Source organism: Pseudomonas sp. PDM16 (assembly GCF_014851865.1).
Classification (GTDB): domain Bacteria; phylum Pseudomonadota; class Gammaproteobacteria; order Pseudomonadales; family Pseudomonadaceae; genus Aquipseudomonas.
The window spans coordinates 797,915-811,072 of sequence record NZ_JACVAM010000001.1; the positions used below are offsets into that span (position 1 = coordinate 797,915).

Consider the following 13,158-nt stretch of genomic DNA (forward strand, 5'->3'; position numbering starts at 1 on the left):
ATTCGCGGGAACCAAGGCCGAACGGCAGGCAATCCGCCTTGTTCATCGAATCAGCGTCGATCCAGGGAGTAGACGAAGGGTGCCACGATCTCCAGCTGGCCGTTCTGCAGCATATCTGCGGGCGGCGGCGGCAGCGGCTGGGCACGACGGATCATCTCCAGGGTGGCGCGATCAAGGGAAGCGCTTCCGGATTTGCCCACCAGCGAGTAGGACAGCACCTTGCCGTTGGCATCGAGCACGAAACGCAGTCGGTTGACACCCTCGAAGCCACGACGACGCGCATCTTCGGGGTAGCGTTTGTACTTCGCCAGATGGCCGAGCAGCATGCTCTGCCAGCTCACCTGGGCCTGCGTCGGCGCGCTGACCGGGGCCTTCTGCGGCGCTGCTGCCTTCTCATCGCGTGCAACTACCGGTGCCTCCTCCTGGGGTGGCTTGACCTCAGGCTCCGGCGGCTTCGGCTGAGGCGGCTTCGGCTTGGGTTTCGGCTTTGGCTTGACGATCGCGATCTTGGGCTTCGGTGCCTCTACCACCTTGGGCAGCTCCGGCTCGTCAGGTTCGACGACCGGCTGCGGGGGCGGTGGGGGCGGCTCGACGGGCGCGACCAGTGGTTCGAGCTCGATCATCATCGCCGCCGGAGGCATCTGCATGGGCTCGACCTTGGGGTTCAACCGAGCGACCAGATAGAGGCCGACATGCAGTCCGGCCGCAATCAGTAGCGCTGTAGCCCATAGCGGTATGCGTCGCGATTGAGTCATTTCGCGCCGACCGTTTCCAGGCCCACCAAGCCGATTTTCAGGTAGCCGGCGCCCCGCAGGTTATCCATGACGCGCATCAGTTCTTCGTACTGCACGCCCTTGTCGCCGCGGACGAAGATGGTCTTGTCCTTGTCGCCGCTGGTGCGCAGGTCCAGTGCGGCACCGAGCTTGGCCGGTTCGACCTGCTCGTTGTCGAGGAACAGTGCGCTGTCTTCCTTGATGCTCAGATAGATCGGCTTGTCTGGCCGGGGAGCCGGCTTGGCGGTTGATGCCGGCAGGTCTATTTTCACATCCACGGTGGCCAGCGGTGCGGCGACCATGAAGATGATCAGCAGCACCAGCATCACGTCGATGAACGGCGTGACGTTGATCTCGTGGTTTTCCTGGAGGTCGTCACCGCCTTCGTGCAGATGCAGGCTCATGGCTCAGCCCACCTTGGCGATGGGCGCCTGGGTGCGCTCGCCGGCCGGATGATCCAGGTCACGGCTGACCAGAAGCAGGATCTGCGCCGAGGCGTCGGCCACCTGGGCCTTGTAACCGGCGATGGAGCGGGCGAAGACGTTGTAGATGACCACGGCGGGGATCGCGGCGACCAGGCCCAGTGCGGTGGCCAGCAGGGCCTCGGCGATACCCGGGGCGACCACGGCCAGGTTGGTGGTCTGCGACTTGGCGATGCCGATGAAGCTGTTCATGATGCCCCAGACGGTCCCGAAGAGGCCCACGAACGGTGCGGTGGAGCCGATGGTGGCCAGCACGCCGGTGCCCTGGCTCATCTTGCGGCCACTGGCTGCGACCAGGCGCTCAAGGCGGAAACTCACGCGCTCCTTGATGCCTTCCTTCTCGCGGCAGCCAGCGGACAGGCGCAGTTCTTCGCGGGCGTCTTCGATCAGGGTGGCGCTGAAGCTGTGTTTGGCGTTGGCCTGGTCAGCCGCTTGGTTCAGGTTGCGAGCACCCTTGAGGTCAAGCAGTTCGCGCTGCAGGCGGCGACGACCAATCAGCAGCTCGAGGCCTTTGGCGAGCCATACGGTCCAGGTCAGGATCGAGGCCAGTACCAGGCCGATCATCACGCTCTTCACGACCTTGTCGGCATTGTTGTACATGCCCATCGGCGAGAGGTCATGAAGAACCGCGTTCTCGTCTTCCTCGCTCAGCGCGAGATCGTCGCCCGGCTGCTCATCGACGGTCCGCAGCAGTTGGTCGGCTTCGGTTCCGGTGATGCCGTTCTGCTGCAGAAATTCCTGCTTGGCCGCCTCGACCTGCTCGAGGCTGGCTTCTGCGCCCAGGGCAGCCAGCTTGGCCTTGAGGGCTTCGACCTGTGGATTCTGGGCCGGCGTAACAGGAACAGATCCGTCGACACCTGGTGCGGCCGCTGCCGGCGCTGCCGTCTGCTCCTGTGCGGAGAGCGGGGCCTGGGTTGCGGTCGTTTCTTCGGCATGGCCGCCGATCGGCAACAACAGCCCGAACAATAGGGCTGCCAGGGACAGACGAGAGGATTGTGTGCGGAGAGCGTTACGGTTCATGCTGGCCGGACCTAAGTGGGATGTACGCTGAGCGGGCCCATTGGAATGGGCTCCCGCTAAAAAAGGCCAACATTATTGCAAGTAATTCTTGTTTATGAAAGTAACGATGTAACCTTTCTGCACGACTGCGGCCCCTCTCTTCCCTGTCGGACCGATCGGTCTGCTCGTTGCTTTTCGAGGTAATTTTTCATGTCAAAGCGCCTGGTTATTGCTGGCTGCGGTGATGTTGGCGGGCGCCTGGCGGTGCTTTTGGCTGCACGTGGCTGGACGGTATTTGGCCTGCGGCGAGATGTCGCGCAGTTGCCCAAGGGAGTCCTGCCGGTACCTGGCGATCTACAGCAGCCGATCGTCCCGGCGGCTTGGCCGCAGGGCGATCTGGAATATCTGGTGTATTGCGTGGCAGCAACCCAGCACGATGAGGCCGGCTACCATCGTGCTTATGTCGAGGGGCTGCGCAATGCGCTGGCCTGGCTGGCCGAGCGCGGCCAGCGGCCCCGACGTCTGCTGTTTGTCTCCAGTAGCGGGGTCTATGACCAGCAGGGGGGTGAATGGATCGACGAGGATTCGCCTGCCGAGGCCGCAGGGTACTCCGGACGAGTGATGCTGGAGGCGGAACAACTGGCGCTCGCCAGCGGCCTTCCCGCCACCCTGGTGCGCCTCACCGGTATCTACGGGCCTGGCCGCCAGTGGCTGCTCAACCAGGTGCGACAGGGTTACCGGGTAGCCAGCGAGCCGCCCCTGTACGCCAATCGTATCCATGCTGACGATGCGGCCGGCCTGCTGGCCTTCCTTCTGCAAGCCGATGCTAGCGGTGTCGAGTTGGCCAACTGTTACCTGGGCGTCGACGATGAGCCGGCGCCGCTGCATGAGGTAGTCGGCTGGCTGCGTGAGCAGTTGGCGGTGACCCAGTGGGCGGAGCAGAACAGCGTGCGTCGTGCCGGCAGCAAGCGTTGCAGCAATGCTCGGGCCCGAGCCCTGGGTTGGACGCCGCAGTACCCGAGCTATCGCGAGGGGTACGCAGCGGTCCTCAATGGGCGCGGCTAGGTGGAGGCGAACCGCCTGCTGGCGCGTGTGTGGCTACCGGGCGTGGAGCTGTTTCATGCGGACTTTTCCGGGCAGCAGTTCGGCCGGCACAGTCACGACGCTTTTGCCATCGGCGCGATTCTGCAAGGCGTGGGTGGCTATGTCTGCAGGGGTGCCAGGCACGCGCTACCTGCCGGCACCCTGTCGCTAATGAATCCCGAGGAGCCGCATACCGGCCACGCCGAATCCGAGCGGCTGATGTACCGCATGCTCTATGTGGAGGAGGCGCGTTTGCCTGCCCTGCTCGGGCGCAAGCGCCTGCCGGGTGGATTTCGTGAGCTCAACCCGGCCGATGACGGCCAGGTGGCTGCCGGCCTGGCGCGCCTGGCGCAGGAGTTCGAGCGCAGTGATGCCTTGGCGCTGGAGGTCGAGCTGCTGGAAGTGCTGGAGCGGGTCTTCGTGCGCCATGGCGGATTGGCCGAAGCTGCGCCGACGCTACGTGACGGTGGTATGACGGTTCGTCTGCGGGAGTATCTGGAGGCTCACTTCGCCGAGGCTGTCAGCATGGAACAGCTGGCCGGACTCGTGCAGCGGCATCCACGTCATCTGATCGAGGCCTTTCGTCGTGCCTATGGTGTTCCGCCGCATACCTATCTCCTGCAGCGCAGGGTGCGCGAGGCCAAGCGTATGTTGCTCGACGGTCAGCCACCGCTGGAAGTTGCCCTCGAGCTGGGGTTCTACGATCAGGCGCACTTCAGTGGCACCTTCAAGCGGTTCACGGGTGTTAGCCCGGGGCGTTTTCGCCTCGCCGCCACGACCTGACTTTTTTCCAATACGGCTCGTGCCTCTCTATCGACACTGATGCTCCCGTTCCGAGGAGATTCGTGGTCGTGTTCGCATTGTTCCTATTGGTTGCTGGTACCCACCTCGCGGCGCTGCTGTCGCCGGGGCCCGATTTCTTCCTGCTGGTGCGAGCGTCGTTGCTGCGTGGGCAGCGGCATGCAGATGGCTGCGCGGCGGGTATCGCACTGGCTAATCTGCTGAGCATGCTACTGGTGCTGCTCCTGCTAGGCCTGGTAGCGACGGCGGACAATGCCTGGTGGCTGGTGTTGCAGGGGGTGGGCGGGGGGTACTTTCTATGGCTCGGCGGCCAGGCGTTGTTGGCGCGGCGCCGTCTGGAATTACCTGAGCAGACTTTGGAGCGCCGAGGCCAATGGCGCCATGGTCTCATCGAGGGGGCGATCGCCAGCAGCCTCAACCCCAAGCTGCCGATTTTCTACGCCGGACTGTTCGGCGCGCTCCGCGAGGCCGCGATGCCTGTTTGGGGGGTGGTGGCAAGCGTGGTATGGATGACGTTGGTGGTGCTGGTCTGGGACATGATGCTGGTGCGTCTTCTCGGCCATGCGCGTTGGCGCGGATGGCTACAGCTTCGAATCTCGTTGCTTGATCGCCTGTGCGGCGCGCTGCTGGCGGCGCTGGGCCTCTGGCTGCTGGCTGGGCTGGGTAGCTGGTAGATCCTGCCAGCCGCCAGTCAGTCGCGCTCGAGCAGCCAGACCTGGCGACCCGGGCGGAGGTCGGGAACCTCGTCGGGCGCTGCCCGGTTGATGGCTTCGAGAATGCGCAGGTCATCGCCATTGCGCTCGAACAGCCAGGGTGCGCCCTGGTTGCCGAGCTGGAGCCATAGGCTGTCATGTTCGCCGGCCATGGCGGCACAGTCGCCAGCCAGGCACAGCGCGTATCGTTCCGTGCCGGGCAGGCCCTCCAGGCGACCGTCCGGATGGAACAGCACCAGGCCACCCTCGCCGGTACCTTCGCGAATCTTCCATTCGCCACCCAGGTAGGCATCGTACAAGGCCCATTCGAAGCTGCTGCCGAGCGGGGTGCCATCTTCCGCCACGTGCGTCGGGCGGCTGAAGTGCTGCTCGGGACCGTTGGCGCTGGCCTGCTGCACCAACTCCTCGCTCTCCTGGGTGAGGTCTTCCTGATAGTCACCCTGGTAGCTCACCTGCCAATGACCAGCCTTCTCGCCTGCAGTCATCTCGCCCTGTGGGGCTTCGAAGCCGTTGCTGTAGGTGGCCAGCCCGCGTTGGCTATCCAGTCGCCACTCCAGGACGGGGCCGTGGGCGAGCAGGGCTTCGCGCAGCGGAATGCCTTCGCGGGCGGCATCGATGATGGGCTGGTTGATCCAGGTTCCGTCGGGCGAGCCAGGGCCCGCGCAGCCAGCCAGCAGGCCGGCGCCTAGGATGAGCAGGGGAGCGAGGCGCATGGATTTATTCGAGAACCAGGATGCCGTCCATTTCCACCTGTGCGCCGCGCGGCAGGGAGGCTACGCCGATGGCGGCGCGGGCCGGGTAGGGCTGTTCGAAGTAGCGGCCCATGACCTCGTTGACCTTGGCGAAGTGGCTGAGGTCGGTGAGGAAGATGTTCAGCTTGACCACGTCCTTGAACGAGCCGCCTGCTGCCTCGATCACTGCCTTGAGGTTCTCGAACACCTGCACGGTCTGCTCTTCGAAGCCCTGCACCAGTTCCATGGTCTTCGGGTCCAGCGGGATCTGCCCGGACAGGTAGACGGTGTTGCCGGCCTTGATGGCCTGGGAATAGGTGCCGATGGCGGCCGGGGCGTTGGGCGAGGAAATGACGGTCTTGCTCATAACGAACTCCGATTCGATGAATTGTTGTTGTACTGCGGCACGGCGCCGTCAGGCGCGCATGCGGGTGATGCGGATGACACCCTTGAGGGCGCGCAGTTTCTTGATGACGCGCGCCAGGTGCACGCGGTCATGCACGCTGACGACCAGCTGGACCACGCTGATGCGGCCGTCGCGCTCGTCCATGCTGATCTTCTCGATGTTGCCGTCGGCGGCGTTGACACTGCTGGCGAGCAGGGCGATCAGGCCGCGCTGGTGCTCCAGCTCGACACGCAGTTCGACATTGAACTCGCCGGTGACATCCTTGGCCCAGTTGAGCTGAATGCACTTCTCTGGATTATGACGGATCTCGGCGATGTTCTTGCAGCTGTCCAGGTGCACGACCATACCTTTGCCAGCGGACAAATGGCCGACGATGGGGTCGCCGGGAATCGGTGTGCAGCACTTGGCGTAGCTGAGCACCAGGCCCTCGGTACCGCGGATGGCCAGCGGCCCATCCGGGCTGGGCGCGGCATCGCCGGTCTCGGCCAGCAGTCGGCGGGCGACTACATAGGCCATGCGGTTGCCCAGGCCGATGTCTTCCAGCAGGTCCTCGAGCACTTCCAGGCGGTATTCGCCGAGCACGGCCTGGATGCGCTCCGGGGTGATCTTCTCCAGATGGCTGTCGAAGCCGGTGAGCGTCTTGTTCAGCAGGCGTTCGCCGAGGTTGATCGACTCCGAGCGGCGTTGCAGCTTGAGCGCGTGGCGGATGTGCGTGCGCGCCTTGCCGGTGACCACGAAGTTGAGCCAGGCCGGATTCGGCCGCGCGCCGGGGGCGGTGACGATTTCCACCGTCGAGCCGCTCTCCAGGGCCTGCGACAGCGGCGCCAGGCGGCGGTTGATGCGGCAGGCGATGCAGCTGTTGCCGACGTCGGTGTGCACCGCGTAGGCGAAGTCGACGGCGGTGGAGCCCTTCGGCAGCTCCATGATGCGGCCCTTGGGCGTGAACACGTAGACCTCGTCCGGGAACAGGTCGATCTTCACGCTCTCGATGAACTCCAGCGAGTTGCCGGCGCGTTGCTGCATTTCCAGCACGCCTTTCACCCACTGGCGGGCTCGGGCATGGTTGCCCTTCGGCGTATCGTCGCCGTCCGACTTGTACAGCCAGTGGGCGGCGATGCCGTTGTTGGCCATCTCTTCCATCTCGCGGGTGCGGATCTGGATCTCGATGGGCACCCCGTGCATGCCGAACAAGGTGGTGTGCAGCGACTGGTAGCCGTTGGCCTTGGGGATCGCGATGTAGTCCTTGAAGCGGCCCGGCAGGGGTTTGTACAGATTGTGCACCACGCCAAGGGCGCGGTAGCAGGTGTCGACCTTGTCGACGATGATGCGGAAGGCGTAGACGTCCATGATTTCGTTGAACGCCCGGCGCTTGCCGCGCATCTTCTGGTAGATGCTGTAGAGGTGCTTCTCGCGGCCAATCACCTCGCCTTCCATGCCCTCGCGCTGCAGGCAGGCAGTGATCGATTCCTCGATCTTGGCGACGATCTCCTTGCGGTTGCCGCGGGCGCGCTTGACCGCGGTGCGGATGCGCTCGGAACGCATCGGGTGCATGGCCTTGAAGCCGAGGTCCTCGAACTCCACGCGCATGCTGTGCATGCCCAGCCGGTTGGCGATGGGCGCGTAGATTTCTAGGGTTTCCTTGGCGATGCGCCGACGTTTCTCGCCGGACAGCACTTCCAGGGTGCGCATGTTGTGCAGGCGGTCGGCCAGCTTGACCAGGATCACGCGGATGTCGCGCGCCATGGCCATGGCCATCTTCTGGAAGTTCTCGGCCTGCGCTTCGGCCTTGGTCTGGAAGTCCATCTGGGTCAGCTTGCTGACGCCATCCACCAGCTCCGAGACGGTTTCTCCGAACTGAGCGGTGAGTGCTTCCTTGGCGATGCCGGTGTCCTCGATCACGTCATGCAGCATCGCGGCCATCAGGCTCTGATGGTCCATGTGCATGTCGGCGAGGATGTTGGCGACGGCGAGCGGGTGGGTAACGTAGGCCTCGCCGCTGCGGCGGCGCTGCCCGTCGTGGGCTTGCTCGGCGTAAAAATAGGCGCGGCGGACCAGGTTGACCTGGTCCGGGGCCAGATAGGACGAAAGTCTGTCGGCGAGGGTATCTATGCTCGGCAAGGGATTGCCCCCTGCCGTGCTGGCGCTTGACCCGGTGCCGCGAGACTTCGACCAGGCATAGGCTTACAGAGGCTCGTTGGCCTCTTCCTCAAAGGCGGCGGCGAACAGCGGCTCGTCTTCGACCAGGTCTTCCTGGGCAACGAACTCGGCGTTTACCAGGCCGGCGGCGATTTCACGCAAGGCGACCACGGTCGGCTTGTCGTTTTCCCAGCCTACGCGCGGTTCTTTGCCGCCGGTGGCCAGTTGACGGGAACGCTTGGTGGCCAGCATGACCAGTTCGAAGCGGTTGTCTACGTTCTCCAGGCAGTCTTCAACGGTAACGCGGGCCATGGTGTTCCTCGTGGCAAATAGCAAATAAGGCTGGGCCCGGATGGGCGAGCGGACTGAATAGTCTAAAAAATCACCAGCAATTAGGGAAGCCCCGATCAGACCAGCAGTTCGCCGAGCAAGCCGGCATGGCGCTGCTGCTGGCTACCCTGAAGCAGCTGGTTGGCGCGGAAGATGGCTTTCAGGTCATCCAGAGCATGGGCGAAATCGTCGTTGATCACCAGATAGTCGTACTCGACGTAGTGCGTCATCTCGCTGACTGCGTCGCGCATGCGTCGCTCGATGATCTCGGCGCTGTCCTGTCCGCGGTTGGTCAGGCGATGGCGCAGGGCCTCCTGGGTCGGCGGCAGAATGAAGATCGATTTGGCTTGTGGCATCAGCCGGCGCACCTGTTGCGCGCCCTGCCAGTCGATCTCAAGAATCAGATCGGAGCCGGCGGCGAGGGTCTGCTCGACCCAGGTTTGCGAGGTGCCATAAAAGTTGTCGAACACCTGGGCATGCTCGAGGAATTCGCTGCGCTCGATCATCGCAGTGAACTGTTCGTGGTCGACGAAGTGATAGTTGACCCCGTTTTCCTCGCCTGGCCGCATGGCGCGGGTGGTGTGCGAGACGGATACGCGGATACGTACGTCGCTGTCGAGCAAGGCCTTGACCAGGCTGGTCTTGCCGGCGCCGGAGGGGGCGGAAACGATATAGAGAGTGCCGGTGGTGACGGTCATCTGTCTGTCCTGGAGTAACTGTGGCTCAAGCCTAGCGGCTTATTCGATGTTCTGGACCTGCTCGCGCATCTGCTCGATCAGGACCTTGAGGTTGACTGCGGCCTGAGTGCTGCGTGGGTCGAAAGCCTTGGAGCCGAGAGTGTTGGCCTCACGGTTGAGTTCCTGCATGAGGAAATCCAGACGGCGGCCCGCAGCGCCGCCGGCCTTGAGCACTCGGCGTACCTCGGTGACGTGGGTGCTCAAGCGATCCAGCTCTTCGGCGACGTCGCTCTTCTGTGCCAGCAGCACCAGTTCCTGCTCAAGGCGCTGCGGATCAAGCTCGGCCTTCATCTCAGCGAAGCGGGCCTCGATCTTCTGCCGCTGGTTGGCCAGCATTTCCGGGATCAGTACGCGCAGGGTCCCGACTTCTTGGAGGATGTTGTCCAGGCGCTCGTTGAGCAGCTTGGCCAGTTCGGCGCCTTCGCGGGCGCGGCCGTTCTTCAGCTCGCCCAGGGCCTGCTCGAACAGCTTGAGTGCAGCGGCATTCAGCGCCTGCGGGTCGCTGGCGTCGGCCACCAGCACACCGGGCCAGGCCAGCACTTCCAAGGGGTTGAGCGGAGCCGGCTGCTGGATCAGCGCGGCAACCTGTTCGGCGGCGGCGACCAACTGGCGCGCACGGCTTTCGTCCACCTGCAGGCTCTTGCCGGCATTCTCCTCGGAGAAGCGCAGGGTGCATTCCACCTTGCCACGTGACAGGCCCTGGCGCAGCGCTTCGCGCACGGCACCTTCAAGGTCGCGGAAAGCATCGGGCAGGCGCAGGTGCGGCTCCAGATAGCGGTGGTTGACCGAACGCAGCTCCCAACTCAGTGTGCCGTGGGCCTCGGCGCCTTCGACGCGGGCGAAGGCGGTCATGCTGTGCACCATGGTGAGAGCCTCATGAAATGACGAGTGGGCGCGGATTGTAGCGCAGAGCGACCGCTGGCCCAATCTGGCGTGTCGCGCCGTTCATGGTCGCCCTATAATGCCCGCAGGTTTGGGCGAAGGTGCCCGAAGATTTCCGCTTTTCTACAGGTACCAGCAGATGAAACGTCCCAGCGGCCGTGCTTCCACCCAGTTGCGTTCCGTGCGCATCACTCGCAACTACACCAAGCACGCCGAAGGTTCGGTGCTGGTCGAATTCGGCGACACCAAAGTGATCTGCACCGCCAGCGTCGAGTCCGGTGTGCCGCGCTTCCTCAAAGGCCAGGGCCAAGGCTGGCTGACCGCCGAGTACGGCATGCTGCCGCGCGCCACGGGCGACCGGAACCAGCGTGAGGCCAGTCGTGGCAAGCAGGGTGGTCGTACCCTGGAAATCCAGCGCCTGATCGGTCGTTCGCTGCGCGCCGCGCTGGACATGAGCAAGCTGGGCGAGAACACCATCTACATCGACTGCGACGTCATCCAGGCTGACGGTGGTACTCGCACTGCCTCTATCACCGGCGCCATGGTGGCTCTGGCCGATGCGCTGAAAGTGCTGAAGAAGCGCGGCGCGCTGAAGGGCGAGCCGCTCAAGCAGATGGTTGCTGCCGTTTCTGTGGGTATCTACCAGGGCGAGCCGGTGCTGGATCTGGACTATCTGGAAGACTCGGCTGCCGAGACTGACCTCAATGTGGTGATGACCGACACCGGTGGCTTCATCGAGGTCCAGGGCACTGCCGAAGGTGCCCCTTTCCAGCCGGAAGAACTGAATGCCATGCTGGCGCTGGCTCAGCAGGGTATGCGCGAGCTGTTCGAGTTGCAGCGCGCCAGCCTGGCCGACTGACATACTAATCCGCGGAGAACCCCATGGAAGAGCAGAATATCAACCCCACTCCGAGCCAGGAGGTGCGCCAATGGGCGATGTTCTGCCACTTCGCCGCCTTTGCCGGATTGCTGATTCCATTCGGCAACCTGCTCGGTCCGTTGATTGTCTGGCAGCTCAAGCGCGATCTCGACCCTTTTGTCGACGATCAAGGGAAAGAAGCGCTGAACTTTCATATCACCGTTTCCCTTGCTGCGCTGGTGTGCATGCTGCTGGCGGTGGTGGTAATCGGTTTCCTGTTGCTGCCTTTGCTGTGCCTGGGTGCGCTGGTGCTGACCATCATCGCCGGGATCAAGGCCAATGAGGGCAGGACCTATCGTTATCCGCTGTGTTGGCGGTTGATCAAGTAATAACGACCAGGCCCCGCATGCGGGGCCTTTTGCTGTGGCTGCTCTCCGTGGCGGCCGCCTTTGTGCAACCACTCATATTAAGGAAGTCAGAAGTGGCCGGAGCCAGTCTGTTAACTCTGCTCGACGATATCGCCAGTGTGCTGGATGACGTGTCGGTGATGACCAAGGTCGCGGCGAAGAAGACCGCAGGGGTGCTGGGCGATGATCTTGCGTTGAACGCCCAGCAGGTCAGCGGGGTCAAGGCCGAGCGCGAACTGCCGGTGGTCTGGGCCGTGGCCAAGGGTTCGTTGATCAACAAGCTGATCCTGGTGCCGGCGGCACTGTTGATCAGCGCTTTTGCCCCCTGGCTGGTGACGCCCCTGTTGATGCTAGGCGGTGCATTCCTGTGCTTCGAGGGCTTCGAGAAGCTGGCGCACAAGTTCCTGCACAGCAAGGAGGAGGATCAGCGGCATCATGCTGACCATGTTCAGGCCCTTGCGGACCCGGCAGTCGACATGCAGGCCTTCGAGAAGGACAAGATCAAGGGGGCGGTGCGTACCGACTTCATCCTCTCCGCCGAGATCATTGCCATTACGTTGGGCGTGGTGGCCGAACAGGCCTTCATGCAACAGGTCATCGTGCTGTCCGGCATCGCGTTGCTGATGACGGTTGGGGTCTATGGTCTGGTTGCAGGCATCGTCAAGCTGGACGATGCCGGTCTCTACCTCAGTCAGCGTGCCAATGCGGCTCTGCAGTCGTTCGGTCGCGGTATTCTGTGGCTCGCCCCCTGGCTGATGAAGCTGCTTTCGGTCGTGGGGACGGCGGCCATGTTCATGGTCGGCGGCGGTATCCTCACCCACGGTATTCCTGGTGCCCACGACCTGATCCATCACTGGGTCGAGGCGATCCATGCTGTTCCGGCCGTGGGTGGCGTGCTGGCCGTGCTGGCGCCGACGCTGATCGACGCACTGTTCGGCGTGTTGGTGGGTGCGCTGGTGCTGGTCGCGGTGAGTGCGGCGAGCAAGGCCTGGGGCGCATTGCGCGCTTGAGGTGGGTTGGCGAACTGGCTGCCTATATGCTGAGCAGCCAGTCGTAGTCGACGATCAGCGGTGCGTGCTGGGAGAAGCGTGGCTGGCGTGGCAACTTGGCGTTGCGCACGATCCGGCGCATGCCGGGTGTCAGCAACTGATAGTCGAAGCGCCAGCCGAGGTTTAGCAGGTCTGCCTGTTCGCTGTCAGGCCACCAGCTGTATTGGTCGCCTTCACGGCTGACTTCGCGCAGCGCATCGACATAGCCCATGGTGCCGATCACTTCGTCCATCCAGGCGCGTTCCGGCGCCAGGAAGCCCGGTAGCTGCTGGCTGTCGCGCCAGTTTTTTACGTCCAGTTTCTGGTGGGCGACATAGAGCGAGCTGCAGTAGATGTACTCGCGGCGCTTGCGGCGCTGTTTGTCCAGATAGCCAGTGAAGTCGTCGATGAACTTGAACTTGTGGTTCAGGCTCTCGTCGCCGTCCTGGCCGGACGGCAGCAACAGGGTGGCGATGCTCACCTTGTCGAAGTCCGCCTGCAGGTAACGACCGTAACGGTCGGCCATCTCGAAGCCGAGGCCGTGGATCACTGCCTTGGGTTGCAGGCGCGAGTACAGCGCCACGCCACCCTGGGCAGGCACCTCGGCGTCGGCCGCATAGAGAAAGTAGCCATCCAGCTGATAGGCCGGATCGTCCAGTTCGAAGGAGGAGACTCTTGTATCCTGCAGGCAGATCACGTCGGCATTCTGGGCCTGCAGCCAGCTGAGCAAACCTCGCTCGACTGCGGCCTGAATACCATTCACGTTCACACTGATGATCCGCATAAATGGC

The 13,158-nt window shown here is 63.6% G+C and carries 16 protein-coding genes; 6 read left to right on the forward strand and 10 right to left on the reverse strand.

Features of this window, described 5'->3' with window-relative positions; genetic code table 11:
- Positions 1-50: 50 nt before the first annotated feature.
- The 3 genes from IB234_RS03660 to exbB are packed head-to-tail and all read right to left on the reverse strand — an operon-like array spanning position 51 to position 2,275.
- Positions 51-755 carry an energy transducer TonB gene (locus tag IB234_RS03660; protein ID WP_192314017.1) on the reverse strand — a complete coding sequence of 235 codons (705 nt, stop codon included), beginning with the start codon at positions 753-755 and terminating at the stop codon, positions 51-53.
- Positions 752-1,177 carry a TonB system transport protein ExbD gene (gene exbD / locus IB234_RS03665; protein ID WP_192314019.1) on the reverse strand — a complete coding sequence of 142 codons (426 nt, stop codon included), beginning with the start codon at positions 1,175-1,177 and terminating at the stop codon, positions 752-754. The genes IB234_RS03660 and exbD overlap by 4 nt, the downstream gene beginning before the upstream one ends.
- 3 nt (positions 1,178-1,180) lie before the next feature.
- Positions 1,181-2,275 (reverse strand): tonB-system energizer ExbB, encoded by a 1,095-nt coding sequence (exbB, locus tag IB234_RS03670; protein WP_192314022.1) that lies wholly within the window; start codon positions 2,273-2,275, stop codon positions 1,181-1,183.
- 189 nt (positions 2,276-2,464) lie between these two features.
- Between exbB and IB234_RS03675 the strand changes: the two genes are divergently transcribed.
- From IB234_RS03675 to IB234_RS03685, 3 genes are all read left to right on the forward strand, one after another.
- Complete coding sequence (locus IB234_RS03675) at positions 2,465-3,319, forward strand: NAD-dependent epimerase/dehydratase family protein (protein WP_192314024.1); 855 nt, start codon at positions 2,465-2,467, stop codon at positions 3,317-3,319.
- Complete coding sequence (locus IB234_RS03680; protein ID WP_192314026.1) at positions 3,320-4,120, forward strand: helix-turn-helix transcriptional regulator; 801 nt, start codon at positions 3,320-3,322, stop codon at positions 4,118-4,120.
- Positions 4,121-4,188: 68 nt separating this feature from the next.
- Positions 4,189-4,812: a LysE family translocator gene (locus tag IB234_RS03685; RefSeq protein ID WP_192314029.1), complete on the forward strand. Its 624-nt coding sequence runs from the start codon at positions 4,189-4,191 to the stop codon at positions 4,810-4,812.
- A gap of 17 nt (positions 4,813-4,829) precedes the next feature.
- Here the strand turns inward: IB234_RS03685 and IB234_RS03690 are convergent, their stop codons facing one another.
- From IB234_RS03690 to IB234_RS03715, 6 genes are all read right to left on the reverse strand, one after another.
- Positions 4,830-5,564 (reverse strand): hypothetical protein, encoded by a 735-nt coding sequence (locus IB234_RS03690; protein WP_192314032.1) that lies wholly within the window; start codon positions 5,562-5,564, stop codon positions 4,830-4,832.
- A gap of 4 nt (positions 5,565-5,568) precedes the next feature.
- Positions 5,569-5,949: a RidA family protein gene (locus IB234_RS03695; RefSeq protein ID WP_192314035.1), complete on the reverse strand. Its 381-nt coding sequence runs from the start codon at positions 5,947-5,949 to the stop codon at positions 5,569-5,571.
- A 48-nt stretch (positions 5,950-5,997) separates the two neighbouring features.
- The gene (spoT, locus tag IB234_RS03700; RefSeq protein ID WP_192314038.1) at positions 5,998-8,106 is read right to left on the reverse strand and encodes a bifunctional GTP diphosphokinase/guanosine-3',5'-bis pyrophosphate 3'-pyrophosphohydrolase; all 2,109 of its coding nucleotides are present in this window, start codon (positions 8,104-8,106) and stop codon (positions 5,998-6,000) included.
- 63 nt (positions 8,107-8,169) lie between these two features.
- Entirely contained in the window at positions 8,170-8,436 is a 267-nt protein-coding gene (rpoZ, locus tag IB234_RS03705) for a DNA-directed RNA polymerase subunit omega (RefSeq protein ID WP_192314041.1), read from the reverse strand.
- Between the two features lie 95 nt (positions 8,437-8,531).
- The gene (gene gmk / locus IB234_RS03710) at positions 8,532-9,152 is read right to left on the reverse strand and encodes a guanylate kinase (protein ID WP_192314043.1); all 621 of its coding nucleotides are present in this window, start codon (positions 9,150-9,152) and stop codon (positions 8,532-8,534) included.
- 39 nt (positions 9,153-9,191) lie between these two features.
- Positions 9,192-10,055: a YicC/YloC family endoribonuclease gene (locus IB234_RS03715; RefSeq protein ID WP_192314046.1), complete on the reverse strand. Its 864-nt coding sequence runs from the start codon at positions 10,053-10,055 to the stop codon at positions 9,192-9,194.
- Positions 10,056-10,212: 157 nt separating this feature from the next.
- Between IB234_RS03715 and rph the strand changes: the two genes are divergently transcribed.
- From rph to IB234_RS03730, 3 genes are all read left to right on the forward strand, one after another.
- Complete coding sequence (rph, locus tag IB234_RS03720) at positions 10,213-10,932, forward strand: ribonuclease PH (protein WP_192314049.1); 720 nt, start codon at positions 10,213-10,215, stop codon at positions 10,930-10,932.
- Positions 10,933-10,955: 23 nt separating this feature from the next.
- Positions 10,956-11,321, forward strand: a complete 366-nt coding sequence (locus IB234_RS03725; RefSeq protein WP_192314052.1) for a DUF4870 domain-containing protein — start codon at positions 10,956-10,958, stop codon at positions 11,319-11,321.
- 92 nt (positions 11,322-11,413) lie between these two features.
- The gene (locus IB234_RS03730; RefSeq protein WP_192314055.1) at positions 11,414-12,349 is read left to right on the forward strand and encodes a DUF808 domain-containing protein; all 936 of its coding nucleotides are present in this window, start codon (positions 11,414-11,416) and stop codon (positions 12,347-12,349) included.
- A 22-nt stretch (positions 12,350-12,371) separates the two neighbouring features.
- Here the strand turns inward: IB234_RS03730 and IB234_RS03735 are convergent, their stop codons facing one another.
- Positions 12,372-13,151, reverse strand: a complete 780-nt coding sequence (locus tag IB234_RS03735) for an exodeoxyribonuclease III (protein ID WP_192314058.1) — start codon at positions 13,149-13,151, stop codon at positions 12,372-12,374.
- Between the last annotated feature and the right edge of the window lie 7 nt (positions 13,152-13,158).